At 36.8% G+C, this 26329-nt stretch carries 24 protein-coding genes and 1 pseudogene; 20 read left to right on the top strand and 5 right to left on the bottom strand.

What is annotated here, in order from left to right:
- Positions 1-258: 258 nt before the first annotated feature.
- The 7 genes and pseudogenes from AB1284_RS18710 (at position 259) to AB1284_RS18680 (ending at position 10334) form a co-directional block, all read left to right on the top strand.
- Positions 259-1725, top strand: a complete 1467-nt coding sequence (locus tag AB1284_RS18710) for a catalase (RefSeq protein ID WP_429753503.1) — start codon at positions 259-261, stop codon at positions 1723-1725.
- 191 nt (positions 1726-1916) lie between these two features.
- A pseudogene (locus AB1284_RS18705) lies at positions 1917-2159 on the top strand (catalase); the annotation flags it as partial.
- Positions 2160-2823: 664 nt separating this feature from the next.
- A complete protein-coding gene (locus AB1284_RS18700; RefSeq protein ID WP_429753504.1) occupies positions 2824-5679 on the top strand; it encodes a Cna B-type domain-containing protein in 2856 nt (951 codons plus the stop codon).
- A gap of 190 nt (positions 5680-5869) precedes the next feature.
- Positions 5870-6250 carry a cell wall hydrolase gene (locus AB1284_RS18695; protein WP_429761877.1) on the top strand — a complete coding sequence of 127 codons (381 nt, stop codon included), beginning with the start codon at positions 5870-5872 and terminating at the stop codon, positions 6248-6250.
- Between the two features lie 328 nt (positions 6251-6578).
- Positions 6579-8126, top strand: coding sequence for a spore germination protein (locus AB1284_RS18690; RefSeq protein ID WP_429753506.1), 1548 nt, complete (start codon positions 6579-6581; stop codon positions 8124-8126).
- 4 nt (positions 8127-8130) lie between these two features.
- Positions 8131-9234, top strand: a complete 1104-nt coding sequence (locus tag AB1284_RS18685; protein ID WP_429753507.1) for a GerAB/ArcD/ProY family transporter — start codon at positions 8131-8133, stop codon at positions 9232-9234.
- Entirely contained in the window at positions 9231-10334 is a 1104-nt protein-coding gene (locus tag AB1284_RS18680; RefSeq protein ID WP_429753508.1) for a Ger(x)C family spore germination protein, read from the top strand. The genes AB1284_RS18685 and AB1284_RS18680 overlap by 4 nt, the downstream gene beginning before the upstream one ends.
- Before the next feature lie 89 nt (positions 10335-10423).
- On the opposite strand, the gene AB1284_RS18675 is transcribed toward AB1284_RS18680, so the two are convergent.
- Together AB1284_RS18675 and AB1284_RS18670 are read right to left on the bottom strand one after the other, a co-directional pair.
- Positions 10424-10975 carry an NAD(P)H-dependent oxidoreductase gene (locus AB1284_RS18675; protein WP_429753509.1) on the bottom strand — a complete coding sequence of 184 codons (552 nt, stop codon included), beginning with the start codon at positions 10973-10975 and terminating at the stop codon, positions 10424-10426.
- A gap of 46 nt (positions 10976-11021) precedes the next feature.
- Positions 11022-11630, bottom strand: coding sequence for an ester cyclase (locus tag AB1284_RS18670; RefSeq protein WP_429753510.1), 609 nt, complete (start codon positions 11628-11630; stop codon positions 11022-11024).
- Positions 11631-11800: 170 nt separating this feature from the next.
- Here AB1284_RS18670 and AB1284_RS18665 point away from each other — a divergent pair, with 170 nt between their 5' ends.
- The gene (locus AB1284_RS18665; RefSeq protein ID WP_429753511.1) at positions 11801-12139 is read left to right on the top strand and encodes a winged helix-turn-helix transcriptional regulator; all 339 of its coding nucleotides are present in this window, start codon (positions 11801-11803) and stop codon (positions 12137-12139) included.
- A 199-nt stretch (positions 12140-12338) separates the two neighbouring features.
- Entirely contained in the window at positions 12339-13052 is a 714-nt protein-coding gene (locus tag AB1284_RS18660; RefSeq protein WP_429753512.1) for an SDR family oxidoreductase, read from the top strand.
- A 70-nt stretch (positions 13053-13122) separates the two neighbouring features.
- Here AB1284_RS18660 and AB1284_RS18655 read toward each other — a convergent pair whose 3' ends face one another.
- Together AB1284_RS18655 and AB1284_RS18650 are read right to left on the bottom strand one after the other, a co-directional pair.
- Entirely contained in the window at positions 13123-13692 is a 570-nt protein-coding gene (locus AB1284_RS18655; protein WP_429753513.1) for a nucleotidyltransferase family protein, read from the bottom strand.
- Positions 13689-14156, bottom strand: coding sequence for a VOC family protein (locus tag AB1284_RS18650; protein ID WP_429753514.1), 468 nt, complete (start codon positions 14154-14156; stop codon positions 13689-13691). The genes AB1284_RS18655 and AB1284_RS18650 overlap by 4 nt, the downstream gene beginning before the upstream one ends.
- An 81-nt stretch (positions 14157-14237) precedes the next feature.
- Here AB1284_RS18650 and AB1284_RS18645 point away from each other — a divergent pair, with 81 nt between their 5' ends.
- The 10 genes from AB1284_RS18645 to AB1284_RS18600 all read left to right on the top strand — a co-directional run bounded on the left by AB1284_RS18645 (position 14238) and on the right by AB1284_RS18600 (position 24707).
- Positions 14238-15101: a YtnP family quorum-quenching lactonase gene (locus tag AB1284_RS18645; RefSeq protein WP_429753515.1), complete on the top strand. Its 864-nt coding sequence runs from the start codon at positions 14238-14240 to the stop codon at positions 15099-15101.
- A gap of 91 nt (positions 15102-15192) precedes the next feature.
- Entirely contained in the window at positions 15193-16047 is an 855-nt protein-coding gene (locus tag AB1284_RS18640; protein WP_429753516.1) for an ABC transporter permease subunit, read from the top strand.
- Positions 16037-17083, top strand: coding sequence for an ABC transporter permease subunit (locus AB1284_RS18635; RefSeq protein WP_429753517.1), 1047 nt, complete (start codon positions 16037-16039; stop codon positions 17081-17083). Before AB1284_RS18640 ends, AB1284_RS18635 begins: the two co-directional genes overlap by 11 nt.
- A gap of 115 nt (positions 17084-17198) precedes the next feature.
- Positions 17199-18011, top strand: coding sequence for a TrmB family transcriptional regulator (locus tag AB1284_RS18630; protein ID WP_429753518.1), 813 nt, complete (start codon positions 17199-17201; stop codon positions 18009-18011).
- A gap of 61 nt (positions 18012-18072) precedes the next feature.
- Positions 18073-18969, top strand: coding sequence for a DMT family transporter (locus AB1284_RS18625; RefSeq protein WP_429753519.1), 897 nt, complete (start codon positions 18073-18075; stop codon positions 18967-18969).
- A gap of 196 nt (positions 18970-19165) precedes the next feature.
- Positions 19166-19741, top strand: coding sequence for a DUF6434 domain-containing protein (locus AB1284_RS18620; RefSeq protein ID WP_429753520.1), 576 nt, complete (start codon positions 19166-19168; stop codon positions 19739-19741).
- Between the two features lie 202 nt (positions 19742-19943).
- A complete protein-coding gene (locus AB1284_RS18615; protein ID WP_429753521.1) occupies positions 19944-21500 on the top strand; it encodes a fatty acid--CoA ligase in 1557 nt (518 codons plus the stop codon).
- Between the two features lie 12 nt (positions 21501-21512).
- Positions 21513-22658 carry an acyl-CoA dehydrogenase family protein gene (locus tag AB1284_RS18610; protein ID WP_429753522.1) on the top strand — a complete coding sequence of 382 codons (1146 nt, stop codon included), beginning with the start codon at positions 21513-21515 and terminating at the stop codon, positions 22656-22658.
- Positions 22659-22686: 28 nt separating this feature from the next.
- Entirely contained in the window at positions 22687-23559 is an 873-nt protein-coding gene (locus tag AB1284_RS18605) for a 3-hydroxyacyl-CoA dehydrogenase family protein (RefSeq protein WP_429753523.1), read from the top strand.
- Complete coding sequence (locus AB1284_RS18600; protein ID WP_429753524.1) at positions 23556-24707, top strand: thiolase family protein; 1152 nt, start codon at positions 23556-23558, stop codon at positions 24705-24707. The genes AB1284_RS18605 and AB1284_RS18600 overlap by 4 nt, the downstream gene beginning before the upstream one ends.
- A gap of 86 nt (positions 24708-24793) precedes the next feature.
- Here AB1284_RS18600 and AB1284_RS18595 read toward each other — a convergent pair whose 3' ends face one another.
- A complete protein-coding gene (locus AB1284_RS18595; RefSeq protein WP_429753525.1) occupies positions 24794-25105 on the bottom strand; it encodes a PepSY domain-containing protein in 312 nt (103 codons plus the stop codon).
- A gap of 143 nt (positions 25106-25248) precedes the next feature.
- Between AB1284_RS18595 and AB1284_RS18590 the strand changes: the two genes are divergently transcribed.
- Positions 25249-26322, top strand: coding sequence for a M42 family metallopeptidase (locus AB1284_RS18590; RefSeq protein WP_429753526.1), 1074 nt, complete (start codon positions 25249-25251; stop codon positions 26320-26322).
- The last annotated feature ends 7 nt before the right edge of the window (positions 26323-26329 follow it).

Raw genomic sequence — 26329 nt, 5'->3', positions numbered from 1 at the left:
TTTAAAATGAAAAGACAGAAAATTCAGTCTTCTTGGGATTGTCATGTATGTTTGCTACTCTTTCTTCTTTTTTTATATCGTATAAAACCCTATAAAGTAGATATGCGAGATGACTAAGAGGTAATGATTTGGTGGCAATATTTTTAAAAAAGTAAAAAAATTTTATATAAATAATTGACAATGGAGTCACTTTTTAATAATAATTAGATTATAATAATTTCAAATAAGTATTTATTATTTAAAAGGAGGATTTCCAAAATGAATTTTAATCATCGTTTAACAACAAACCAAGGTGCTCCCGTAGGAGATAACCAAAATTCTCGCACAGCAGGTCGCCGTGGGCCAGTATTATTAGAGGATTATCATTTAGTAGAAAAGTTAGCTCATTTTGATCGTGAACGTATTCCTGAGCGTGTTGTACATGCGCGTGGTGCTGGAGCTCATGGAATTTTCGTAACAAAAAATAGTATGAAAGAATATACAAAAGCAGCATTTTTACAGAAAGAAGAAACAGAAACACCTGTATTTGTTCGCTTCTCAACTGTTATTCATGGCCAAGGTTCTCCAGAAACGGCTCGTGATCCAAGAGGTTTTGCGGTGAAGTTTTATACTGAAGAAGGAAACTATGATCTTGTTGGTAACCATTTACCTGTATTTTTCATTCGTGATGCAATGAAATTCCCTGATATGGTTCATTCTTTAAAACCAGCGCCTGATACAAATATTCAAACACCAGATCGTTACTGGGATTTTATGACGCTAACACCAGAATCAACTCATATGTTAACTTGGGTATTTTCTGATTACGGTACACCTGCAAACTACCGCCAAATGGAGGGCTTCGGTGTTCATTCATTTAAATGGGTAAACGCAGATGGAGAGATTGTATACGTAAAATACCACTGGAAGCCACAACAAGGCGTACGTAACTTTAATGTAAAAGAAGTAGAACAAGTGCAAGGAAAGGATTTTAACCATGCAACTCGTGATTTATTTGATGCGATTGAGCGTGGGAATTATCCAAAATGGGATCTTCATGTACAAGTCATGAAACTAGATGAAATGGATTCTCTAGAGTTTGATCCACTAGATCCAACAAAAATGTGGCCAGAAGACCGTTTTCCATTAATGGAAGTAGGCACAATGACGTTAAATCGTAACCCGCAAAATTTCTTTGCAGAAGTAGAGCAAGCAGCATTTTCACCAAGTGCAACTGTGCCTGGTATTGAACCATCTGAGGATAAATTATTACAAGGACGTTTATTTTCTTATCCGGATACACAGCGTTATCGCTTAGGGGCAAATTACTTACAAATACCTGTAAACTGTCCGTATGCAGCTGTGCATAACCAGCAACGTGATGGTTTCATGCAAGTGAACCAACAACCATCCACAATCAATTATGAACCAAGTCGCCATGCGGAAAATCCAAGTGAAGATCCGGCATATCGAGATTCAACTATGAAACTTACAGGTTATGTATCTCGTGAAAAAATTGAGAAACCAAACGATTTCCAACAAGCTGGTGAGCGTTATCGTTCATTCTCTCAAGAAGAACAAGATAACTTAATTGCGAACTTAGCAAATGATTTAAAAGATGTAAATGAACAAACAAAATTACTTGCAATTTGTAACTTCTTCCGTGCAGATCGAGAGTATGGTATGCGTTTAGCACAGGCATTAAACGTTGATATTTCGGCATATATGGGAGGAATTGTGAAATAGTGGGAGTTGAATGTAAATATTATGAATCCCAGCAAACAGTTAAGTTTTGATATTGTTTGTTTTAGGTGGAATTCCCTTCTTTCGTCAAAGAATTAAATAATTAGATTATGTATTAACGGTAACCCGAGTAGTGACAAGTTAAAAAGTCGCTATTCGGGTTATTTGTTATTTAGAGAAGAGGTACTGTGCATAACCAACAACGATCTACAAGCAATTATGAATCAAGTTGTCATGCTGGAAATTCAAGTCAATATCCACCGTATTAAGATTCAGTCATGAAACTTATAGGTTATGTAGTTTGTGAAAAAATTGAGAAGCCAAATGATTTAAAAAATGTACATGAACAAACAAAATTGCTTGTGATTTGTAACTTTTTCCGGGCAGATCGAGAGTATGGTATGTGTGTAGCACAAAGATTACTTGTTGGTATTTGAGTATATATAGAAAGGAACTATATGATAGGGGATGTTTTCCATAGCTATTTTTGGGACAAACATACGGTTTTTTTTAATTACAAAACCAGTTACAAAACTTACAAAAACTATTTTTATTATCAAAACAGTTTTAAAATTGTGAATTACGATATAGGGGATTTATATGGGGATTCATAAGGTTCTGGTGCAACAGAAGTTATGAGTCGTTAAAAAGTGGCTATCAAACTCGAACATACTGATACTGTTGATCTAAAAATGGTGAAAAAACGCAATATATTCATTTTTCATATTATCATCATGCTTTGAGTATATCAATATGGTTCGGAGTTAATGGGTGCCATCTTAGGGGAACTAACGATTCTTGACGAATGGATTCCGAAGAAAACGTGATTGATTTTTATCTTAGTAAAATAAGAGACAACGAGCCTGCAAAATGATTTTTTTAGAACGTTTTGTATTTTTTGCGTTTTTTGGCATAGCGTCATAATAGTCGATAAGAATTAAGCATGTCGACTCATGATAGAAGAGTGAAAGAAAGAGGAAACGATGTTAGTAGGCACCTAAATCATTTAAATTGAATATTTTAATGATATATTAGGACGGAATCATTGTCATAGCATATTTGTACCAAGGGCCATCTAAATATAATTTATAGGAGGATGACATGGGTTTAGTTTTAAAAAGAGTAACTTCGATTTTTTCAATTTTAATGATTTTTATGTTTACTATAGGTCAGAGTTTAATGCCTATAATAGCAAATGCACAAGAGTTAAATACAACAGGACTTGTGGATAGTTTTAAGATTGATAAAACAAATCTACAGTATGGAGAACAGACTCAAATAACTGTAAACTTCAGTGAAAAAGATAGAATTAAGCTGAAGGCTGGGGACACATTAACATTAACAATGCCTCCAGAATTAAAAGGGTTTAATGGAACGATTCAATTAGATGATTATGGTATTTGTCAAGTAAATTCAGGTACTGTGGTATGTACATTTAATGATAAGGTGGATACACATCAAAATATTAAAGGTTATTTTACCTTTAATATTCAAGCTACTAATGTAGCAAAGGATGAAAAGAAAGAGATTGAAACAAATTTAGGTACAGATTTAGATAAGCAAACTGTAACGATTACCGGTCCAAGCAGTGGCGGTGGTACAAGTGGGAAGGGGCCGTTTTCCTACAAAGTAGGTGATATTCAACCAGACAAAACTGATGAAGTACGTTGGGGTTTGATTATAAATTCAAACAAAGAATACTTAGGTAGTAATATTGTATTGTCTGATAGTTTGCAAGAAGGTCAAGTACTTAATAAAGATAGTTTCTATATAATTCTTGATAATTATCTAGGCCGTTCATCCATATCACTGCAAGAATTTGTATCTAAAGGTTATGGGACTATTACGTTTACTAGTGATAACGCATTTAAAGTTGTGATTTATAAGGATAAAGGACATGCTACTGCATTTACGATTGGTTATACAGCTGCTATAACGGAAAGCGGAAAGAAACAAGAATCTTTTAAGAATGATTATCAAATTGATTACCAAATTCTATACAAAGATCCGGTTTCTAAGTCGGATAGTGCCATAGTCAAAAATGTAACATCTAACGGTGGTGCTGAAGGTAACAAGATTCCAAAAGGAACGCTAAAAATTGTTAAGCACCTTGAAGGAAGTGAAGAAAAAGTAATACCGAATGTTTCATTTAAGTTGTATAAAGAGTCAGGTGAGCAAGTTGGAGAGGTACATACAACAGATGACCAAGGGATAATTGAAATCCCTAATTTACAACCAGGTAATTACTATGTACAAGAGGTTTCGGCTCCAAACTATATTGATTTTGATCCGCAGGCAAAAGTAGCATTTGAAGTGAAATCAGATGCTGTAAACGGAATTGAGTTACCGGTTTCGAATAAAGTGAAAACTACATCTGTTACAGGAGCGAAGACTTGGAACGATAACAACGCACCAGATCGTCCAAGTACAATAAAAGTCGACTTATTACAAAATGGTCAAGTGATTGAAACAAAAGAAGTAACAGAAGCAAACAATTGGAAGTACACATTTGATAATCTACAAGCATACGATATGAATGGAGAAGCGTACAAGTATGAAGTGAAAGAAGAACCAGTACCAGGATACCAATCCGAAGTGAAAGGTTATGACATCACGAATACAAAAGTAGGTCAAACAACGGTAGAAGGAACAAAAACATGGAAAGACGACAATGCGAAAAATCGTCCAAGCGTAATTAAAGTAGACTTACTCCAAAATGGTCAGGTCATCAAAACACAAGAAGTGACCGAAGCAAGTGGCTGGAAATATGCATTTACCGGTTTAGCAGTATATGATGCAAACGGAAATGCGTATAAGTATGAAGTAAAAGAACAACCAGTAGCTGGATACAAAGCAGAAGTAAACGGTTATGACATTACAAATACAAAAGTAGGAAAGACAAAAGTAGAAGGAACAAAGACTTGGAAGGATAATAATGCAATAGATCGCCCAAGTACAATAAAAGTCGACTTACTGCAAAATGGCACGGTCTTACTTACACAGTATGTAACAGCAGCAAACGGCTGGAAATACACGTTTGCAGACTTAGCAGCATATGATGCAGATGGTAAAGCATATAAGTATGAAGTAAAAGAACAACCGGTAGCAGGATATCAATCCGACGTACATGGTTATGACATTACGAATACAAAAGTAGGTCAAACAACAGTAGAAGGAACAAAAACATGGAAAGACGATAATGCGAAAGATCGTCCGAGCGTGATTAAAGTAGACTTACTGCAAAACGGCCAAGTGATCGGAACACAAGAAGTAACTGAAGCAAGCGGTTGGAAATATGCGTTTAAAGATTTAGCAGCATATGATGCAGGCGGCAAAGCGTATAAGTATGAAGTAAAAGAGCAACCGGTAGCAGGATACAAATCGGAAGTAAAAGGTTATGACATCACGAATACAAAGGTTGGTCAAACAACAGTAGAAGGAACAAAAACATGGAAAGACGATAATGCGAAAGATCGTCCGAGCGTGATTAAAGCAGACTTACTGCAAAATGGTCAAGTCATCGCAACACAAGAAGTAACAGAAGCAAGTGGTTGGAAATATGGATTTAAAGATTTAGCAGCATATGATGCAGACGGTAAAGCGTATAAGTATGAAGTGAAAGAACAACCAGTAGACGGATATCAATCCGAAGTAAAAGGTTATGACATTACGAATACAAAGATTAAGGAATGGACAGTTGAAGTTCCTAAAGAAGATACAAACACAAATACAAATACGGATACAAACACAAACACAAATACAAACACAAATACAAATACGGATACAAACACAAACACAAAGAATGATTCAGAGGTTCCATCTGCTAAGGAAGATAATAGGACACCAGAATTACTCCCTAAAACAGGAGGGACGCCAGCGGAGATAATTTCAATTGCTGTAGGTATGATATTGTTCATTTTAGGTGGAATCCTATTCTTTCGTCAAAGAATTAAATAATTAGATTATGTATTAACGGTAACCCGAGTAGTAGACAAATGAAAAAGTCACTATTCGGGTTTTTGGTTATTTAGAACATGTCTTTTTTAAACAAATGCTCCTTGTTGCATATAGTTATAGTGAGAATGGAGGGATAAAAGTGACGAGAATTGCCTATACGGAAAGTGATGTCGACTTACTTGCTCGTCTTATGCGAGCAGAAGCAGAAGGCGAAGGGCAGCAAGGTATGATGGCAGTAGGGACAGTTGGTGTGAATCGTGTAATGTGTGATTGTTTAGACTTTAAGCAAATCACAAATATTCAACAAATGGTGTATCAGCAGCCAGGTGGATTTGAAGCAGTGACGAAAGGGTATTTTTATCAACGGGCAAGAGAGAGCGACAAGGCAATGGCAAGAAAATGTTTAAATTATGCTCGTATATGGCCGGGTGTATATTCTCTTTGGTTCTTTCGTCCAGTTGGCAGTTGTCCTCCTACGTGGTGGGATCAACCTCATGCAGGACAATATAAGAATCATTGTTTTTACGAACCGAGTGGAGATGAATGTCCGAAAGTATATAGTGGAAAATAGAGTAGGTAGCGTGGGAAAAATATATCGGCGTTTTTCATGATATAAGGGCGCAAGTACATCATTTATCGATGCTTCGACACAATATAAAGTGAAACTTCCATCAGTGACGCTTTTCTCACTGATAGAAAGCTCTCACCAAGACCGCTCGATGATATTCGATATACGAAAAAGCACCTCATGTGCAAAATGAGGTGCTTTTTGTTTTGGGGATTTGGTTAATAGTACTGTCAGTTCGTGAATAATGACTGGAGATAAGAATTAGAATATTTTCCCTTAAAGAATACATAATAAAAATAATATGGAACGCATGTAGAAAGGGGGGGAACTCATGGCTAATTTTCTGAAACGGTTAAAAGGTAGACGCAATCTAACGTCTCTTCAAATAAACAATAATACTCAATTTCAGGAAAAAAACATAGAGAATTCTCCCTTGGACGTTAATTTATCTAAGAACATAGCTCAGCTTCAGCAGTTCTTTCATCAATCTCCTGATTTGGTGATTCGCCGGTTTCAAATGACCGCAGACGGATTAGAAGCAGCCTTGGTCTACTTGTCCGGATTAGCAGACAAGCAATCGATTCAAAATCATGTTTTAAGTCCTTTGATGCATAGTGCCGGTGATCCGAATATGGAACTGCCTATTACATTAGCCGAGGTTGAAATCGTTGATACATGGAGACAAATTGAAAATGCTATTTTGCAAGGAGATAGCATCTTATTTATTCACGGTCGGACTACGGCACATCAATTAGACACAAAAGGATGGCCGCAAAGAAATATTGAAGATCCTAAAAATGAAATATCTTTAAAAGGTGCGCATCAAGCGTTTATAGAAGATGCAAGGCAAAATATTGCATTGATTCGGAGATGCATTCCCAATCAGGAATTAATATTAAAAGAAATGACAATCGGTACGCGGGGAAAAACAAAGGTTTCCATTTTATATTTGAAAGATGTAGCTTCTGAAGACGTACTGAAAGAACTGGAAACAAGAATGCAAGATATTACAGTGGACGCTGTCGGTGGTGCCGGAGAACTTATCGAATTCATTGAAGATAATCCCTATTCACCGTTTCCGCAATTTATGCTCACTGAAAGACTTGATTTCGCGGTATCTCACATTCTGCAAGGAAGATTTGTGACGGTTGTGGATCGTTCTCCCAATGTATTAATTGCTCCTGTAAATTTTATATCTTTTTTTCAGGGGGTTGATGATTACGGTACACGTTGGTTAGTTGCTTCGCTTATCCGTATGCTTCGTTTCATAGCTTTTATAATCGTTCTATTTTTCCCTGCAAGTTATGTTGCCTTTATTTCTTTTAATTTTGAAGTCATTCCTGTACCGCTTTTTTTATCTATCGCGGAATCGAGGGCGACTGTTCCATTTTCACCTATTATGGAAGCACTGCTTATGGAAATGACCTTGGAAATGATGAGGGAAGCAGCTTTACGGTTACCGACTCCTATCGGTCAAACAGTCGGAATCGTAGGCGGAATTATCATTGGACAGGCTGCTGTTCAGGCTGGAGTTGTAAGCAATATTATGATTATTGTCGTTGCTGTTACAGCTATCGCTTCTTTTATTATTCCAAATTATGATATGGGTTCAGCAATCAGAATGCTGCGATTTCCTATGATGCTATTAGCTGCCATGTTTGGAATTGTAGGAATCGTTATCGGATGGATGACATTAGTTGCACATTTAATAAGCCTTGAATCGTTAGGTACTCCTTATGGTACTCCGTTGGCACCTTTTCGCTTTACGGATATGAAGGATGCTTTTATACGTTTTCCTTTATGGACAATTAGAAGTCGTCCTAAAGGTGCTAGAGCGATTCAATCTATTCGCCAAGGGAAAAATCAAAATAAAAGGTGAAGTTATGAAAAAGTATGCTTACAATGAAATCACTCTTATGCAATATATTTTTTTAATCAATGGAATGCAGGTGGGAACAGGGGTTTTAGCTCTTCCGCGAGTACTTGCGGAGAAGGCTGGAACAGATGGATGGATAGCTATACTTATTGCGGGATTATTATCTACAACAGCCGGTATATTTATAGTTAAAACATCCCAAAGATACCCTGATTATACGCTTTACGATATTCTTATACGGTTATTTGGAAGAATAGTTGGGAAAGTAATGGTCGTTATTTACATGATATATTTTATTTTTTATTCCGGTATCATTCTTGTAAACGCGATGCTTTATCTTAAAGGCTGGCTTTTGCCGAAAACGCCTGACTATATCATTATATTTTTGTTCGCAATTCCTACTTTTTTTGTTGCACGAAACGGCATTCATATTATAGGGAGATACAACGAACTCGCTTTTTATATGACATTTTGGATTGCACTGTTTTTTTTGATACCGCTAAGAGAAAATAGTACTTGGCTCCATTTATTTCCGTTACTGAAAGATGGGTGGGTACCGGTATTAAAAGCTGTGCCGACAACTGTGTATACTTTTTTAGGATTTGATGTTGCATTCTTTTTGTATCCTTTTCTACAAAAAAAGCAATACGCCGTCCATGGAATTGTGATTGCAAATATTTTGTCGACGTTATTTTATCTTTTTACTACCCTTATTTGCTTTGCCTATTTTAGCCCTGATAGCATTACAGAATTTAACCAACCAGTACTGAACTTGCTTAAAGTAATTGAATTTCGTTTTTTAGAACGTTTTGACATGGTTTTATTGGCTATTTACTTAATGGTTGTTTCGAAAGCGTGGATTCCTTGCATATACTGTGCTGTATTTTGTTCTAGTCAATTACGTGGAAAACAAGACCATAGCTCTGATGTTATTGTTCTATTATTATTTATTATTGGCTTCATATTTTGGACACATCCTACTTGGAATGGATCAGAGGTTTGGCAACAGGCAGTATCAAATGCTGGGTTAGCATTGACGTATATAGCACCTGTTATTTTATGGATATATAGCTGGGTATATGAGAAGTATCATCAGGGGGGGATACGTTGAGAAGGAAGGTACTATGTTGTGTTCTGTTATTAACGTTCATGATGGCTGGATGCTTTGATCAAACAAGCGTTGAAGATGTTTCCCTTACTCTTATACTTGGTATTGATCTAGATGATAATGATAATTTATTGGTGTACATGTCAAGTCCCGTTTTTAATAAAGAAGCAAAGCAGAAAGAAGAAACTACTGGCGTGAAATCTGTTACAGTTCGAAAATCTAGAGAGAAATTTGATGCTACGGTTATGGCGCTAACATCGGGAAGTAAAACCCAGGTTATGTTAGTTGGGAAACGGCTGCTGAAACGAAAAAACTGGCAAGAATACCTTGATCCATTTTATCGAGATCCCAAAAATACTGTTACTGCGCGGGTTGTTGCTGTAGATGGACCTGTTTCGGATGTAATGGTTTATAATCCAAAAGATAAACCTCGACTTCCCCTATATTTAGCAAAATTAGTTGATACCGCTTCTATAAGAAATGTCACGGTAAGAACAACTCTTCAAGAATTTCGTGAACAATCGAAAGAAAAAGGCATGACAGCAAGTATTACCGAGATGAAAAAAAAGAAGAGAGTATGGGTGACAGGAGCAGCCTTGTTGGATGCAAAAGGAAGATATAAATTAACGTTAACACCGAGTGAATGCATGCTGTTACGTATTTTACAGAACGAAAATAAAGGTGAATTTCCATTTACACTTGCAATCAAGCCAAAATCGGATGATCATAATAAAGATTTGATAAGTTTCTCTGCTCAAAATATCAAGGTAAAGACAAAGGCAAAGTATGACGGGCATTTTATATTTAATACAGATGTAAAGATGAGAATCGTCATTACAGAACGGCTTTTTTCATTCAATACTAGAAAGGATGCAGAGAAGCTGCAAAAAACGATTGAAACTAAGCTGGAAGCTGATTTCAAGCACTTAATAAAGAAAATACAAGACGCCGAAATCGATCCTTTTGGATTTGGTAAATATGCGAGATCTTACACATATCCAGAGTGGAAAAAAGTCCAAAATCAATGGGGGAAGGCGTTTGCAAAGGGAGATGTAAATGTTAAGGTAAATGTAAAACTCGCTGCGATGGGAACGATTAAGTAATAAGAATGCAACTAGGATATGTATGAAAACTGAATTATAAATTGCCCCTTCAGATATTCTGAAGGGGGCTTTTCTAATGCGAAAGTGAATTACAGCGGCAATACTTCTTCTAGGTGAGCATTCAGTTTAGATATAAATTTATCAATGTCCAAGTTCTTTATTACATCATAGCAAGCGAAGCTCTTTAAAGGTTTCATCCCAATAAATTCCTGTGTTCGGTGTAAATGGCTCAGTGCGTCTTCTAAGCTTTTTCCTCCAAAAAACTGTGTTGGATCGTTAAATGCTTTTTCAGGAGCATTCCATGTAGTTGAAAACATATAGTATTTGTCAGTTAATAAACCGCCTCTGCCGTATTGCTCGGATCCTTTGAAAAATAATCCGTAAGCATACACTTCGTCCATATATGTTTTCAGTAATCCTGGAACATTGAACCAATAAATAGGCGTTTGGAAGATTACAATATCAGCCCATAAAAACTTGTTTTGTTCCTCTTCGATATCATATCCGTTTTGAATGACTGTCGTTTGCACATTATTCTTTGTACTCAAAATATTCACCATGTTGTCCGTCAAAGTTTTATTTAGTTTTCCTTCCGCTGATCTGTATGTTTGATGACCATTGATAATTAGTATATTTTTCATTTTATTTATCCCCTTTATCTTATAAATGTGTTATGAGTTCTAGAGATTAATTTTCAGGTATGACGCCGAGTTGTTGCATAAGAGTTAGATTATCTTCTAAGTGCCAATCTTCAACAATCTTTCCATCTTTAATCCGTAAAATATCAATCGCAAAGAAGTTAACAGCTTTACCAGTTGGTTTTTTCTCTCCAAAATCCCCTTTATGTGTCCCAGTGAATGATAGCCGAGCTGTTACTTTGTCCCCAGTTACCAATAAGTCCTCGATGTTACATTGTAAGTCTGGCACAGCTTTACGAAAATTGCTTGATGCAAATGCTAAGCCTTTTGGTCCTTGAGGGCGTCCTTTTGGTAACGTGTTATCAACGAAATTTGTTGTAACAGTTTGCGGGATCAGAGTTTCGTTGCCGCTGTTCCAAAATGCATAAAAGCGCTGCGCAGCATGAACCATCTCTGTAGCTTTCTTTTGATCTAATGAAGGATCTATGGTCATTGATTTAGGCTGAGGAAAATCCTTCACCAGTTGAATCTCTTTCTTTACTGGTGCAGCAGTCTTGTATTCTGATGTTTGCGTACTACACGCAGTCATCAAAATCATAATCCCGAAGATACTTATTAAGAGAGAAATCAGTGCCAGTGGTCGGTGTTCTGTACTCATTTTTATCGCCTCCTTAGTTTAAAAATAGCGTCTAGTCGCTATTGATATTGTATGTATAGTTGGTTTCTTTTGGGAAGTAGTGATATTTATTTCATATAGTTACCGTAAGGATAGAATTGTGATAGCATAAAGAGAAATAATTCAAAAAAATTTTTCAGGAGCGTGTGTCAATGGAGAATATGGAGCCAATTAAATTAACAAAGGGAACACCAGGACAAATTTGTCCCATTGCAAAAACACTAGATGTAATCGGGACAAAATGGACTTTTTTAATTATTCGAGATCTTCTTATTGAAGGAACAATGCGATTTAGTGATTTACAAAAATCGATGGATGGAATTAGTCCGAAGACCCTCTCTCTCCGTCTGAAGGAACTTGAAGCGCAAGGGATCGTGGAAAGAACGGTATATCCAGAAGTTCCTCCGCGTGTAGAATACACATTAACAGACAAAGGAAAACGTTTAGAACATATTTTCATTGAATTAAAGAGATTTGGGTTAACTTTATAAAATGATTTAAAAACAAATAAAAAGGCCTTCATGGTCTTTTTTTTATGATAGTAAATTTTTTTATGCGTATATTTCTTTTCAAAAAAGAAACTTTCTAAAATGTAACTATGTGAATTAAATATCACTACTTCCGAAAAGAAAGTTTTGGGAATACAATAACCTCAGCAAAACAAAACAAGAAAAACTGGGGGAAATGAACATGTTAAACAATAAAAAAATTGTAATTATTGGCGGAAGTTCTGGTATTGGTTTAGAAACAGCGAGACTAGCACTCTTGCAAGGAGCTGAAGTTATCATTGCTAGTCGTTCAGAGGAAAAATTGCAGAGAGCAAAGGATCAGTTAGGAGGGAATATAACTGCTTATATCCTTGATACGACGCAAGAACAACAAGTTCAGTCCTTTTTTGAACAAGTAGGTACAATTGATCATTTAGTTGTTACAGCGGCAGAAACATCAGGGGGCTCTTTTATTGACACAGATACAGCCGCAGCACGCCAGTTGTTTGAAAATAAATTTTGGGGACAATTCTATTCTGCAAAATATGGTGCATCAAAGATTGCTGAGAATGGCTCTGTCACTTTGTTTTCCGGAGTTGTTGCTTATAAATCTATGGTTGGGTCTGCAACGCTTGGTGCAGTCAATGCAGCCGTTTCTAATCTTGGCCAAACGTTAGCGTTAGAGTTAGCTCCTATTCGGGTGAATGTTGTTTCTCCAGGAATTATTGATACACCGTCACGCAGTAAAATGGCAGAAGAAGTGCGGAATACATTCTACACTGACTTAGGAAACAAACTTCCTGCAAGACGAGTAGGGCAAGCTGAAGATGTAGCACAGGCTGTACTATATGTAATGCAGAACGGTTTTGTTACGGGAACAGTGCTTCATGTTGAAGGTGGGCATACGTTAATCTAGTTTGTGCTTATATAATGAAAGACGCTATTCTTTTTGAAAGAATAGCGTTTTTCATTCTCCTATATAAAGTTTAGAGGATAAAAACCTTCACCTTACTCCATTTCTCCTCCCACTTCTTCTTAAGTAAGCGTTCTTCATAAATTTTTGAAAGTTCTTCTGTTTTTTCAAAATAAGGAGTCGGTCTTAGCTCCAAGTTAATCACATCTTGTATGCCCCAAGGAGCAACTAATACAACCTCATTCATTTCATTCAGCTTCAAACCTAGCGCCGTTGCCGTTTCTGGGAATTTTGAAATAGCATCTACGGACGAAGAATAGGGCGGCATGTTGTTAATGATGTTCATTCTTGCTTCGTTTTTTACAGACCACGGTATGTTTGGAGACATATTGAGCAGTCGTTGTTCGTATCTCTTTTCTTCCAACTCATCAATATTTTCTGCATCAAAATAAATAACATCAACATCTGGAAGGTGGGTTCTTTCTTCAAATCCGTGCAGAGTGTCCCATATTTTTGAACGGACAAATCCAGCGCATACCCACCAATCGGGTAAATGTAATTGTTTAGCAGTTTGTAATATGTTCATCATCCACGGATCTTCTTTTACTAATTGAATGATGTCTTGTTCATTTGTTAGTTTCATAGATGTGCTCCCTTCCGCGTTTTATTTATGTCCTTCCATTCGCTTAAGTACATTTTATCCGTTCTGTCTAACTCAAAAGGAAGGCGAGCAATCAGTTCTAAACTATTGCCATCAGGGTCATCGAAATATACCGCGGCATGTGCTTGATTTGGAAATACAATTGGTTCGATAGGCTCCATTCCAAAATCTTTCCGTGCTTGTATTCCTTTTTCTTTTAACCATTCAATCGCATGCTCTAAATCATTCAAATCTACTTGAAAAGCTATATGTCTAAGGGAAGGATGGTACTTTGTTTGATATTCATTTCCTTCCCAAAGTCCTAACCAGCTTTGTCCTTCTACAATCCAAAAGAAGGCTACGGTTTCATGCTTTTTATATAGTTTTAAACCTAATGACTCATAGAATGCGATAGATGTTTCTAGATTACTAACAGGAAGATGTGCTTCGTATAGTCCTTTAATCATAAAAATGGCTCCTTTTTTACTTTGACAAACTATTTTTTCTGAATTATATGATAACATAAAAAGAAAAGGGGGATACAAAAAATGGAATATCTACAAATTGGAGATATACAGGTGACATGGTTGCGAGGAGGAAATACGCATTTAGATGGCGGGGCAATGTTCGGCGTTGTACCGAAAACACTTTGGTCACGCAAATATAGCCATAACGATAAAAATCAAATTTATTTACGAACGGATCCATTGCTGCTACAAACGAAAGATGGAAATATGCTCATAGATTCAGGTATAGGAAACAATAAAATGAATGAGAAAATGAAGCGAAATCAAGGGGTGACTGAAGAGTCGTCTGTTGAACAATCACTCGCTCAACTTGGTTTGAAAGCGGAAGATATTCAGTATGTTCTTATGACGCATCTTCATTTTGATCATGCATCTGGTTTAACGAAATGGGAAGGTGAAAAGCTTGTTCCGATGTTTCCAAATGCAAAAATATATGTATCACAAACAGAATGGGACGAAATGAGAAATCCGAATATCCGCTCACGCAATACATATTGGAAAGAGAATTGGGAGCCAATTGTACATCAAGTACAGCTGTTTACGGAAGAAGTAAACGTTACAGATGAAATTCGAATGGCTCATACAGGCGGTCATAGTGATGGACATGCGGTTGTTGTTGCGCAAAGTAAAGGTGAAACATTACTTCATTTAGCAGATTTACTACCAACACATGCGCATCAAAATGTACTGTGGGTCATGGCCTATGATGATTATCCAATGACATCAATTGATAATAAACAAAAATGGATGAAATACGGAACAGAGCAGAAAGCGTGGTTTACGTTCTACCACGATGCATATTATCGTGCGGTGAAATGGGACGAAGAGGGGCATATGGTAGAAAAATTAGAACGTGAAGAAGTAGAAGTACCGAGCGAAGTATAATGAAAGATTGTTAGTCATTAGGAGATAGCTTAATGGCTAACAACTATTTAACTCATTTGATATTGTAAATAATGACGCAAGGAGATTCAAGATGAAGGGATTTTTCATTGAGAAATGTATAGAATTTTGCATTTGCATCATTGTTATTATTGTTATTAGTTATGCGCCGTTTGGTTTTTTAGAGAACTATCCTCTTAGTTTTACTATGTTTTTACAAAAGGTGTTTATCCCAGGAGATGCTGTAAATCCTATGGCTATGCGCCAAGTTTCTTTTTGGGATATGATTCGGAAGCCGTATATCTATTCAGGGCTTATTCTACTAGCATCTACTTGTTTAACAGTTTTAATTGCGACATGTCTTTCCTTTTGTTATGTATTATCTTCTTTGAAAGTGAAAAAAGCAATTGAGCGATGTTTAGTGTTGATTGAATCTATTCCTGATTTGTTATTAATCTTCATGCTGCAAATATTTTTTGTCTGGGTATTTAAACAAACAGGGCTAAATTTTGTAAATATTTACGCATTCGGTAGTAAACAAGCATATTTTTTACCTATCGTTACGATGAGCATTGTACCTGCTCTCCACTTTTTCCGCATTATGGTTTTATTTTTATTAGATGAACAGAATAAGCCGTATGTAGAATTTGCCCGTGCAAAGGGGTTAAGTAGAAAATATATTTTATTTGTTCATTTGTTTCGAAATGTAATTTATCATTTGCTAAATCATTTACAATCTACTTTTCTATTTATGATTTCAAGTCTTTTGCTTGTGGAGGCTGCCTTCAATATAAATGGATATATGTTATTTATTTTAAAGCCAGGTGTTTTCACTCCTTTATCATTAGCATGGTGGATGCTCTTGTTGTTTATTCCGTTCTATTTTGTGTTTACAATTGCTCATTTCCAAGTGAAGCGTAGAACAGGAGGACTTGCAAATGAAAAATAGTATGATCCATTCTAAACGCTTTTGGATAGGCCTTTCTTTTTTCGGAGGACTTGTGTTAGTTAGTTTTTTATTTACATGGTACGGAAAAGATTTGTATTCTCAAACACAATTGTTAATAAAAGATGGTAACGGTAATGTTTCGCAAAGTGCACCGTTTAATCCTTTTCTGATGCCTCCGTTTGGATCAGATCGAAGTGGATATAACCTATTCTTTAAACTCATTATTGGCGCAAAGTTTACTATTTTATTTGTGTTTGGAATCTGTTTTATTCAGCTTGTATTAGGAACATTATTGGGTAGTTTATTAGCATATACACCACCTTTAGTACAAAAGTTCATTGAAAAAGTATGTAAGGTATATTTCTATGTTCCGACAGTTATTTTAGTTATTTTGTTTATGTTACCATTGATGGTGAAAAGCGAGCAGACAGGCTTTAAGGAAGCTATTGTTATTAAACAATTTCTTATTCTTTGCATCGTCACATTGCCAAATATCATTCTTTATATTAGCCAAGAGATTAACCTTTTTATGAAAAAAGACTATATTACAAGTTCCATTGTGCTCGGTGCTAGAAAAATGCATTTGTTTCGAAAGCATATTTGGTTGTATTTGAAAGAAATTCTTGTGATTCTTTTTCTGCAACAAGCTGTTCAGCTATTTACACTACTCATACATATGGGCTTTTTTAAAGTATTAATTGGTGGAAGAAAAGTAGTGCAGGATGAGAGTGGTTCCGCTACATTTTCTCTTACAAATGAATGGTCTGGATTAATCGGATTAAATAAAAATGAATTATTAACAGCACCATGGATTATATTGGCGCCGTTAGTAGCTTTTGCAATATCGATTTTTGTTTTAAATTTTATGATTCAAGGAATAAAAGAGCAGTACAATACAAGGTTTATTCCTATCCAGCAGAAAAAGCATGATGCAGCTGTTGAAGAAAAGAAAGCAGTGATACATGTGGATAAATTTCGATTTGCAAACATCCATATGAAGCCGATGTATAAAGGAAAAGATAGTTCATATGAGTAAAAGTATCGGTCTACACTGATCGATACTTTTTTATGTTCTAATTATCTGAAATTATAGACAATTAACATTGGATGATTTATAGTAGTTAATATAATAACTACTATCGGGAGGGCTTATGGAAGAGAAAGCAATTACCGAATTGCAAAAACATGGATTTTCAAAATACGAGTGTAAGGCCTACATAGGTTTATTGAAATCACCTGCCATCACGGGGTATGAATTAAGTAAGCGTTCTGGCGTCCCGCGCTCAATGATTTATGAGGTATTAGGAAAATTACTTGATAAAGGGGCAATTCAAACTGTTCCTTCTGATCCGATTGTCTATAAACCTGTTGAACCGAAGCAATTGCTTGCTAGGTTGAAAGAAGAGATGAATACATCATTAGAAGTGCTGGAATCTTCTCTCACAACGTTAGAAAGTGATCAGAAAGTGGACGTTGTGACTAGAATTGTTCAGTATGAACATATTGTTCAAGAAATGATTTCGATGATTCGATCTGCAAACAAAGAACTTTGGCTATCGATTTGGTCTCCTATTGTGAAAGACATTGAAAAAGCTGTTCGAGAGAAAGAAGGATCGATCCCCATTTTTACGGTTTTATTCGGAGCTGAAGATAAGACGCTGGGGCACACGTATCATCATAATTACATGGCACCAGACATTGTGAGTAAACGTATGGGCGGATATTTGACCATTCTTATTCGAGATGAGGAAGAAGCTCTGATTGCTAAATTTAGCGACAGAGGTTCAGAGTGGGCTGTGAAGTCAACTGATCCAGCCCTCGTTCTGATTGCTACTGAATATATTAGGCACGACATTATGGTAGAAGAGATTACAACTGCATACGGTCCTGAAAAGCTAGAGGGGCTATGGAAGACGAGGGAAGATTTAATTCATGTCATGACAGGAAAAAACAGCTTAGCATAAAGCTGTTTTTTACCATAAAACAAGAGTTGTTATAATTATAACGACTTTGGAGGGGAATTAGATGTATGCAAAACTAAAATTTGCCGTCTCTATGGCTATCTTTGGTTCAATCGGTTTATTTTCGATAAAAACAGGTCTCCCATCGATTGAATTGGTTTTTGTACGTTGCCTCTGTGCAAGTATTCTTTTAGGAGCAATATGGGGATTTCGCACATTAACAACAAAACAGCCGCATAAAAGTTTTATTCTGCGCCGGGAGTACTTACTTGCTTTACTATGTGGTGTGTTTCTTATTATAAACTGGGTCTTTTTCTTTCGCTCTATTGAAGTAATGCCCATTACTGTGGCAATATCTATTTATCATTTAGCTCCTGTTATTGTGCTTTTACTAGGTTCTTTTATCTTTAAAGAAAAAATAACAGGAACAGGATTGATATTTTTCTTTGTTTGCTTTTTAGGAACACTGTTAGTTGGAGGGATTCATCAACATACAACCGTTGCTGGATTTTTATCTACAGGCGTTTTATGGGCGTTTGCAGCAGCATTCTTTTATGCTCTTACTTCAATTACGGGAAAAGGCATTCAAACACTTAGCCCGCTGCTAACAACTGTTATTCAAACAAGTCTCGGTGTTTTATTATTGATTCCATTCGTAGATTGGTCAAAGTTTATGCATCTCACCATTGAAAATTGGATTTATATCCTTGTTACAGGATTCATTCATACAGGATTTGTGTTTTATTTGTTTTTCAGTAGTTTGCGAGAATTAAAGGCTCAAACAATTGCTATTTTAGTCTTTGTTGATCCAATTGTTGCAATATTATTGGATGTTACTATTTTGCATTACCGTCCTGATGTCTATCAACTTATTGGAATTTTGCTAGTGTTTGTAGGGATTAGTTACTCTCCGAAAAAAGAAAGACGATTAGCGGAAGAGAAAGTTGTTCGGTTAAACTAATAGTGAGGATTATTTTACCAATAAAATACGTTTAGAGCTTGTTTGAACGAATCTTTTTCAAAACAAGCTCTTTTTTATTAGGGTTACTTATAGTAATGAGAACTAACAGGAGTTTGAACAATTTTATTTTATGTTTAAATTTTATATTAAGAACTTACGTTATATGTTGAATGAAGTATATATGGAGGTGTTAGGAGTGAGACCGAATCTTACAAAGGATATTTCTATTCGAGACTTTAAAGATTTTTATTGGTTAAAAGAAGAATTGCAATTATTTTGTAGGGAAAATGGAATAAGTACATCTGGCTCTAAAGTAGAGATTGCAGATAGAATTGAAACATTTCTTCAGACTGGAGAGATTAAAAAACCATTGAGAAAGCCCAAAGATAAGACAAAACCGCAAGTACAAGGTAACTTGAGTCTTGATACAGTTATTACGGAAAATCATCGTTGTAGTCAAGAGGTAAGAGCTTTTTTTAAAACATCGATTAGTCCTAAGTTTCATTTTTCCACCTATATTCAAAACTATTTTAAACATAATGTAGGAAAAACATATCGTGATGTTGTAGCTGCTTGGTATGAAGAAGAAGAGCGAAAGAAAGACCCATTATATAAAAGACAACTTGCTCCTCAATTTGAATACAATCAATTTACTCGTGACTTTTTCGCAGATTCAAACAATAAAGGAAAAAGTCGTGAAGAAGCGATTGAAGCTTGGAACAACATTAAGAAACTTCCTGGAAGTAACAAATATAAGTCTAATTATTCCTAAGCGAAGCATTTGATGAACAAGTCAACTGCTATTTGTTTAGCTTTTTTAACTATCAAAGCAAATAGTAGTTGTCTCTATTTGTCGAAATATTCACTCTTAAAACATTGTGAAAATTGTTATAATAACCGTAAGCTATTTCATTTTTGATAAGAAGATAACAAAAAATGAAAGCGTTTTAACACATGAGGAGGGGGAATATATCGTGTATATGACCATTGGGAAACTGCTGGAATTAACGGTTGAAAGTTATTCGAATAAGGAAGCAATTGTTGAGCCGGAAAAACAGATTCGCTGGACGTATGCAGAATGGAACGAGCAGGTAAACAAACTTGCTCATGCACTTCAACAAAGCGGGATACAAAAGGGTGACCGCGTTTCGACATTTCTTTTTAATAGTAGTGCGCTGGCAACGACATGTTTTGCCTGTGCAAAAATTGGAGCTGTATTCAATCCAATTAATTTTCGGTTAAAACCGCAAGAACTTGTCTACATATTAGAAGACGCTTCTCCTAAAATCGTACTTTTTGAACAGCAACTATCCTCCCAAGTACAAAGCATTCATACACAATTTCCTCACATTCAGTTCTGGTACATCGATCAAGATCAGCCATCATTTTCTGTTTCTTATGAAGAAAAAATATCTAGTAGCACGTCACATTTTGAAAACGTAGAAGTAAAAGAAGATGACATTTGTTCCATTATGTATACAAGCGGAACAACAGGGCACCCAAAAGGTGTACTTCATCGTCATCGAGAGATTATTGATCAAAGTTTGATGGGCGTTGCCTATTTACATTACACGGAAAAAAGCCGCGGCCTTGTAACAGCGCCGATGTTTCATTGTGCGGAGCTCCATTGCTGCTTTATTCCGAGGGTACATAGCGGTGCGACCAATATTATTCTTCATCATTTTGATGCAAAGCTTGTTTTGGAGACGATTCAAAGTGAAAAGGTAACGGTTATGTTTGCCGCACCGACAATGTGGAATATGATGCTGCAAGAAGATTTATCACAATATGATTTATCATCGCTTCAATACGGTTTATACGGAGCGGCTTCAATGGCACCTGCACTTGTAAAAGCTTGCGATGAAAAGTTGAATGTTTCGTTAGTACAAGCTTACGGAATGACAGAAATGGGACCAGCCGTTACGTTTTTACGTGAGCATGAGCAGCTTTCGAAAGTTGGTTCAGCAGGAAAGGCTGGATATAACCATGAGGTTCGCATTGTTCGTCCGAATGATGATGGACCATCTGAGCCTGACGATCGGTTACCGCCATATGAAATTGGAGAAATTATTATGAGAGGCTCATGTATGATGGCTGGATATCACAACAATAAAGAAGCAACGGAAAAGGCTTTATATAAAGGGTGGTACCATTCGAGCGATTTAGGTTATGTAGATAGAGATGGGTATTTATACGTTGCAGACCGCGTTGATGATATGGTTGTGAGCGGTGGTGAGAATATTTACCCGCGCGAGGTAGAGGACTTTTTGTATACGCATGAAAGTGTTTTAGACGTTGCGGTGCTTGGAGAGAAGGATGAGTTGTGGGGACAGCGCGTCGTTGCTTATATCGTTTCGAAAGATGAGTCTCTTACAGAAGAAATGCTAGACGAATATTGTAAACAAAGCGATACACTCGCTGATTATAAACGCCCGCGCCGGTATGTATTTACGGAGCAGTTACCGAGAAATGCGAGCGGGAAAATTCAAAAGTTTATTTTACGTAGTGAAGGGACAGAGGTGAAAAAATAAGGAGAGAAGACGATGAAGCATGCATATTTGGAAGAGGAGCATTACATTTTCCGTGATGCTTTCCGTAAATTTTTAGAAAAGGAAGCGTATCCGCACTATAACCAATGGGAGAAAGACGGTATTATTCCGCGGTCCTTATGGGAGAAAATGGGCCAAAATGGCTTTCTTTGCCCGATGGTTGAGGAGAAATATGGCGGAGCTGGAGCAGATTTTGGATATTCAGCTGTGATAAACGAAGAGCTAGAAAAGGTTGGTTCGAGTTTAGTAGGAATTGGTCTCCATAATGATATTGTCGTTCCTTATTTAACAGCATATGGAACAGAAGAACAAAAGAAACGCTGGCTTCCAAAATGTGTGAGCGGTGAATACATTACTGCAATTGCGATGACAGAGCCGGGAGCAGGTTCTGATTTAGCTGGTATTCGCGCAACGGCACGTAAAGAAGGGGATCATTATGTTGTAAATGGAGAAAAAACATTTATTACAAATGGTATTCATGCAGATTTGGTTGTTGTTGTTTGTAAGACGGATTCTACTGTAAAGCCAGCGCATAAAGGAATGAGTTTACTCGTTTTGGAGAGAGGAATGGAAGGGTTTAAGAGGGGAAGAAAACTAGAAAAGGTTGGATTACATAGTCAAGATACAGCGGAACTCATTTTTGAAGATGTGAAAGTTCCTGTTTCTAATTTGTTAGGGGAAGAAGGAAAAGGTTTTTACTATTTAATGGACAAATTACAGCAAGAGCGCCTCGTTGTCGCGATTGCAGCTATAACTGCAGCAGAAGTGATGCTGGGTTTAACAAAGGAATATGTAAAAGAGCGAAAAGCATTCGGAAAGAGTATTAGTGATTTTCAAACTGTTCAATTCAGGCTTGCCGAAATGTATACAGAAATTGAAATTGGTCGCACGTTTATTGATGAATGCATTAGAGCACATATGCATGGTGAAAACATTGTAACGAAAGTATCGATGGCGAAGTGGTGGTTAACAGATCTTGCGAAGAAAGTCGCGGCAGAGTGCATGCAACTGCACGGCGGCTATGGATATATGGAAGAATACGAGATTGCAAGGCGTTACCGAGATATTCCAGTAAGTGCGATTTATGCCGGAACAAATGAAATTATGAAAAGTATTATTGCGAAAAATATGGGTTTGTGATGCTGAAAGAAGAAGGGGAGGAGAAACGATGATTCAAAATATTGCAGTAATCGGTGCTGGAATTATGGGAAGTGGCATTGTGCAGTCATTAGCGATGGGCGGAAAGTGTGTGAAAATGTATGATGTCTCGGAAGAAAGTTTACAAAAAGCATATAAGGGAATTACCGCAAGTTTGGATCGCTTTGTGAAAGCCGGGCGTATGAGTGAAGAAGACAAAGATCAAGTTCTCGCTAACATTGTTTCTACCATTACGTTAGAGGAAGCATGTAAAGAGGTAGAGCTTGTAATTGAAGCCGCACCTGAAAATTTACAGCTGAAAAAAGAGATTTTTAAACAACTAGATACTTATACCTCTAAGTCTACGATTCTTGCAACAAATACATCTGAATTAAGTGTAACTGCGATTGCAAGCGCGACAAACCGCTCAGAGAAAGTGGTGGGAATGCATTGGTTTAATCCAGCACCTGTTATGAAGCTCATTGAAATTGTGAAAGGGGTTGATACAGAGGAACATACAATACAAGCAGTGAAAGAGTTAGCAGAAGAGATTGGAAAAGAAACAGTTGTTGTGAAAGATGTGCAAGGATTTGTCACTTCAAGAGCAATTGCAGTGCATTTGTTAGAGTGTATGCGTATGTATGAAGAAGGTGTAGGCAGTAAAGAGGAAATCGATAAAGCCATTAAACTCGGCTTGAACTATCCGGTGGGCCCGTTTGAGTTAGCGGATTATGTTGGATTAGATACGTTGTTATTTGCAAGTCAAGGTTTAAGCGAAGCGTTTGGTGATAGATTCCGCGCTCCGCAAACACTTGTAAAGTTGGTAGAGGCAGGCCATCTTGGCCGGAAAACAGGAAAAGGATTCTATGATTATCAAAAAGGGAAAGTGGGAGAGAAAATATGAGTCGAGAAGTCGTTATTGTTGAAGCAGTACGCACTCCAGTTGGAAAAAGAAATGGTGCTTTTCGTGAACTACATCCAGTGCAACTTGCAGCGGTGGCGCTGAATGAAGTTACAAAACGTGCAAATATCGAAAAAGGAATTGTAGAAGATATTGTAATGGGATGTGTGACGCCGATTGCTGAGCAAGCTTTTAATATTGGTAGACTTGCCGCACTAGAAGCAAATTTCCCGATTACAGTTCCTGCCGTAACGATTAACCGTCTTTGTGGTTCGGGGCAACAAGCGATCCATTTTGCAGCGCAAGAAATTAAATCTGGGGATATGGATATTACCATTGCTGCTGGTGTTGAGCATATGACGAAAGTGCCAATTTTAAGCGATGGAAATGCAAATACAATTCCAAATAGTCTTCATGAAAAATATGAAATTGTACATCAAGGTGTATCAGCAGAAATGATTGCTGAAAAATATGGAATTACAAGAGAACAGTTAGATAGTTATGCCTTTGAAAGTCATCAGCGTGCACTACAGGCAATAGAAGCAGGCTACTTTAAGCGAGAAATTGTACCAGTAGATGGGATAGATAAAGAAGGAAATGCAATACTCGTTATAAATGATGAAGGACCGAGAGCGAATACTTCTCTTGAAGCATTGGCAAATTTAAAGGCTGTGTTCAAGGAGGACGGATCGATTACAGCAGGAAATGCAAGTCAAATTAGTGATGGGGCAGCAGCGATTCTTTTAATGGATAGTGAAAAGGCGAAAGAGTTAGGATATAAAGCAAGGGCGCGAATTGTGAATCAAGTTGTTGTTGGCTCAGATCCTACAATGGGACTTACTGGAGTTATTCCAGCAACGAAAAAAGTACTGCAAAAATCAAACTTAACGATTCATGATATGGACTTAGTAGAAATTAATGAAGCATTCGCTTCTGTTGTTCTTGCATGGCAAAAAGAAATGGAAGCAGATTTACATAAGGTAAATGTGAATGGCGGTGCTATTGCATTAGGGCATCCGCTTGGAGCAACAGGTGTGAAATTGATGACTTCCCTTCTTCATGAACTGGAAAGAAAAAATGGAAGATATGGACTACTTACGATTTGTATTGGGCACGGGATGTCAACAGCAACAATTATTGAAAGAATATAACAGTACATTCATGTTGAATATTGTAAATTCACCGATATATGGATGTAATAAGTAAAGGGTGCAGAAATAATTCTACACCCTTTTGATTAAGCAACTTTTACTTCTAAGATTGTACCTGTTTTTGCATCTACTAAAAATTCAAATCGTTCTTGTACATCGTTTAATAATGTTGTAATACCACCGCGGTATACATCGTAAGTAACATCATATTTTTCAAATGTCTCAGGTACCATATGCACCCAAGAACCTGTAATTTCACCTTTATGACTTAATGCTTGTTTCACCATTTTTAATGCTTTTTCAGAAGAAATGTGGGCTTGTTCTTGTACTTTATTTGCAACAACATATCCCGCTGCGAATCCTAAACCAACACCCGCTAATAAGCTTTTCCAGTTCATGTATTCACCTCTATCCTATAAAAAGTTCATCTTCATAATTATAAATCAATTTACATGAAAAAAGAAGAAACTAGAAAGATTTCGAAAATTTCGTTACAATGAAAGGAGTGATTCTATTATTGGATTGAAGGAAGGATACCGTGATGAATAAAGAGACAATGGAACTATTTCGTACGTTAACAGAGCTGCAAGGCGCTTCTGGATTTGAGCATGATGTGCGTCGTTTTATGAAGCAAGAACTAAGCAAATACTCAGATGAGATTGTGCAAGATCGTTTAGGAAGTATCTTCGGCTTAAAAAAGGGTGACGAAAATGGACCGCGTGTTCTTGTAGCTGGTCATATGGACGAAGTTGGTTTTATGGTAACGCAAATTACGAAAAACGGAATGGTTCGTTTTCAAACATTAGGCGGCTGGTGGAGTCAAGTGTTACTAGCGCAGCGCGTACAAATTATGACAGACAATGGACCAATTATCGGTGTAGTAGGTTCTGTTCCTCCTCATTTATTAAGTGACGAACAACGCGCGAGACCAATGGATATAAAAAATATGTTAATTGATATCGGTGCAGATAGTCCTGAGGAAGCACATGAAATTGGCGTGAAACCGGGTCAACAAATTGTGCCAATTTGTCCGTTTACACCAATGGCAAATCCAAAGAAAATTATGGCGAAAGCTTGGGATAACCGTTATGGCTGCGGTCTTGCGATTGAATTGTTAAAAGAGTTAAAAGATGAAAAATTGCCAAACACGCTATATTCCGGTGCAACTGTACAAGAAGAAGTCGGCCTTCGCGGTGCACAAACAGCAGCAAATATGATTCAACCAGACATTTTCTATGCGTTAGATGCAGGCCCAGCAAACGATGCATCAGGAGATAAAACACAGTTTGGTCAAATCGGAAAAGGTGCTGTGCTTCGTTTGTATGATCGTACTATGGTGACACACCGCGGAATTCGTGAATTTATTTTAGATACAGCAGAAACGCATAACATTCCGTATCAGTACTTTGTATCACAAGGCGGTACAGATGCAGGACGCGTACATACAAGTAACTCTGGTGTACCATCAGCTGTTATTGGTGTATGTGCTCGTTACATTCATACACATGCGTCAATTTTACATATTGATGACTACGCAGCAGCGAAAGAATTACTGATTCATTTAGTAAAAGCAACAGATAAAACAACATTTGAAACAATTAAACAAAATGTTTAATATAGAA

This window comes from Bacillus sp. S2(2024) (assembly GCF_050474045.1).
Taxonomy (GTDB): Bacteria; Bacillota; Bacilli; order Bacillales; family Bacillaceae_G; genus Bacillus_A; species Bacillus_A yunxiaonensis.
The sequence above is the reverse complement of the archived record's forward strand: the minus strand, read 5'-3'. Positions and strand labels throughout refer to the sequence as shown.

Bases quoted from the DNA above. Each gene is read 5' to 3' on its own strand.
- AB1284_RS18710 (WP_429753503.1), top strand. From the start codon at position 259: ATGAATTTTAATCATCGTTTAACAACAAACCAAGGTGCTCCCGTAGGA.
- AB1284_RS18700 (WP_429753504.1), top strand. From the start codon at position 2,824: ATGGGTTTAGTTTTAAAAAGAGTAACTTCGATTTTTTCAATTTTAATG.
- AB1284_RS18695 (WP_429761877.1), top strand. From the start codon at position 5,870: ATGCGAGCAGAAGCAGAAGGCGAAGGGCAGCAAGGTATGATGGCAGTA.
- AB1284_RS18690 (WP_429753506.1), top strand. From the start codon at position 6,579: ATGGCTAATTTTCTGAAACGGTTAAAAGGTAGACGCAATCTAACGTCT.
- AB1284_RS18685 (WP_429753507.1), top strand. From the start codon at position 8,131: ATGAAAAAGTATGCTTACAATGAAATCACTCTTATGCAATATATTTTT.
- AB1284_RS18675 (WP_429753509.1), bottom strand. From the start codon at position 10,975: ATGAAAAATATACTAATTATCAATGGTCATCAAACATACAGATCAGCG.
- AB1284_RS18670 (WP_429753510.1), bottom strand. From the start codon at position 11,630: ATGAGTACAGAACACCGACCACTGGCACTGATTTCTCTCTTAATAAGT.
- AB1284_RS18665 (WP_429753511.1), top strand. From the start codon at position 11,801: ATGGAGAATATGGAGCCAATTAAATTAACAAAGGGAACACCAGGACAA.
- AB1284_RS18660 (WP_429753512.1), top strand. From the start codon at position 12,339: ATGTTAAACAATAAAAAAATTGTAATTATTGGCGGAAGTTCTGGTATT.
- AB1284_RS18655 (WP_429753513.1), bottom strand. From the start codon at position 13,692: ATGAAACTAACAAATGAACAAGACATCATTCAATTAGTAAAAGAAGAT.
- AB1284_RS18650 (WP_429753514.1), bottom strand. From the start codon at position 14,156: ATGATTAAAGGACTATACGAAGCACATCTTCCTGTTAGTAATCTAGAA.
- AB1284_RS18645 (WP_429753515.1), top strand. From the start codon at position 14,238: ATGGAATATCTACAAATTGGAGATATACAGGTGACATGGTTGCGAGGA.
- AB1284_RS18640 (WP_429753516.1), top strand. From the start codon at position 15,193: ATGAAGGGATTTTTCATTGAGAAATGTATAGAATTTTGCATTTGCATC.
- AB1284_RS18635 (WP_429753517.1), top strand. From the start codon at position 16,037: ATGAAAAATAGTATGATCCATTCTAAACGCTTTTGGATAGGCCTTTCT.
- AB1284_RS18630 (WP_429753518.1), top strand. From the start codon at position 17,199: ATGGAAGAGAAAGCAATTACCGAATTGCAAAAACATGGATTTTCAAAA.
- AB1284_RS18625 (WP_429753519.1), top strand. From the start codon at position 18,073: ATGTATGCAAAACTAAAATTTGCCGTCTCTATGGCTATCTTTGGTTCA.
- AB1284_RS18610 (WP_429753522.1), top strand. From the start codon at position 21,513: ATGAAGCATGCATATTTGGAAGAGGAGCATTACATTTTCCGTGATGCT.
- AB1284_RS18605 (WP_429753523.1), top strand. From the start codon at position 22,687: ATGATTCAAAATATTGCAGTAATCGGTGCTGGAATTATGGGAAGTGGC.
- AB1284_RS18600 (WP_429753524.1), top strand. From the start codon at position 23,556: ATGAGTCGAGAAGTCGTTATTGTTGAAGCAGTACGCACTCCAGTTGGA.
- AB1284_RS18595 (WP_429753525.1), bottom strand. From the start codon at position 25,105: ATGAACTGGAAAAGCTTATTAGCGGGTGTTGGTTTAGGATTCGCAGCG.
- AB1284_RS18590 (WP_429753526.1), top strand. From the start codon at position 25,249: ATGAATAAAGAGACAATGGAACTATTTCGTACGTTAACAGAGCTGCAA.